This window comes from Acetonema longum DSM 6540, assembly GCF_000219125.1.
In the GTDB taxonomy this organism is placed as follows: Bacteria; Bacillota; Negativicutes; order Sporomusales; family Acetonemataceae; genus Acetonema; species Acetonema longum.
Map to the genome: position 1 here is coordinate 1 of NZ_AFGF01000133.1, position 1383 is coordinate 1383.

Below are 1383 nucleotides of genomic sequence, written 5' to 3' on the forward strand. Positions count from 1 at the left end.
GAATGTTTTTCTAACCGTGTAAATGGGAATAATATCCATACAGAATAAAAAGGAGATGGATTCCCATGACACAGTTAAACGAAAAAGAAATGCAACTGGCCGCCCTTTTAAGTGAAGAGTGCGCCAATCCGGCCGAACTGACGGCCAAACTCAAAAGCCTGTTTGCCGGGGCCCTGGAAAAAATGCTTGAGGGCGAAATGGACGACCCCCTGGGCTATGAAAAGAACAGTGTTTTAGGCAACAACAGCGGCAATAGCCGTAACGGTTACGGCAAAAAAACCGTGAAAAGCGAATGGGGCGAAAGTGAAATCAACGTTCCCCGTGACCGAAACGGCACCTTTGAGCCGCAAGTGATTGAAAAGCGCCAAACCCGCACCGACGATATTGAGACCAGGATTTTGGCCATGTACGCTAAAGGCATGTCCAACCGGGACATTGAAGATCATCTCAGAGACATCTACGGCGTAGAAGCCTCCCCCAGTCTCATCAGCCGCATCACGGACAAAATTATGCCGGCTGTGGCTGAATGGCAGAGCCGCCCCCTGGACCCGGTCTACCCCATCGTCTTTTTAGACGGAATCGTCTTCAAAGTCCGCAAAGACAGCCGGGTCATCAATAAATGCCTGTATTCGGTCCTAGGCATTAGTATGGATGGCCGCAAAGAAATCCTCGGCATGTGGCTGTCAGAAAACGAAAGCGCCAGCTTTTGGACGACCATTTGCAACGAGTTAAAGAATCGGGGTGTGGAAGATATTTTGATTGCCTGCCGGGATAACCTGTCGGGTTTTTCCACCGCCATTGAGACGGTCTTCCCCAAAACCGAACAGCAATTGTGCGTGATCCATCAAATCCGCACCTCCACAAAGTATGTACCCTATAAAGACATCAAGCCGGTCATGGCTGACTTAAAACGAGTCTATGGCGCGCCGACCCTGGATGATGCGGCGTATCGCCTGGAGGAATTTCGCGAGAAGTGGGGCAAAAAGTATCCCCAGATTCTAAAATCATGGGATGCCAACTGGAGCGAACTGTCCACCTATTTCAAATACCCGCAACCCGTCCGGACCTTGATTTACACGACCAACGCGGTAGAAGGGTTCCACCGGATGCTGCGCAAATACACCAAGACCAAGACCGTCTATCCCACCGATGATTCGATCAGAAAATCCGTGTTTTTGTCCATTCAGGAAATATCCAAAAAATGGAGTATGCCCATTCGAGATTGGGGCATCATAGTAGGGCAATTGATGGTGTTTTTTGAAGACAGGCTGCAACAGCGCAAAGTCTCATAATCCGTGATCGGGGCTCTGCCCCGAACCCCGAGGTTTATCGCTTTGGTTTTCCAAGGCGGCGATGAAAAAAGGCGACACTCCCTTGAGTATC

1 protein-coding gene is annotated in these 1383 nt (G+C 49.9%); it reads left to right on the forward strand.

The annotated features are described in order from the left end of the window. Positions 1 to 65 precede the first annotated feature (65 nt). Positions 66 to 1292, forward strand: coding sequence for an IS256 family transposase (locus ALO_RS14005; RefSeq protein WP_004096905.1), 1227 nt, complete (start codon positions 66 to 68; stop codon positions 1290 to 1292). Positions 1293 to 1383: the final 91 nt, after the last annotated feature.

What these genes read in the sequence shown, in the direction of transcription:
- ALO_RS14005 (WP_004096905.1), top strand. Translation starts at nt 66, where the DNA reads ATGACACAGTTAAACGAAAAAGAAATGCAACTGGCCGCCCTTTTAAGT.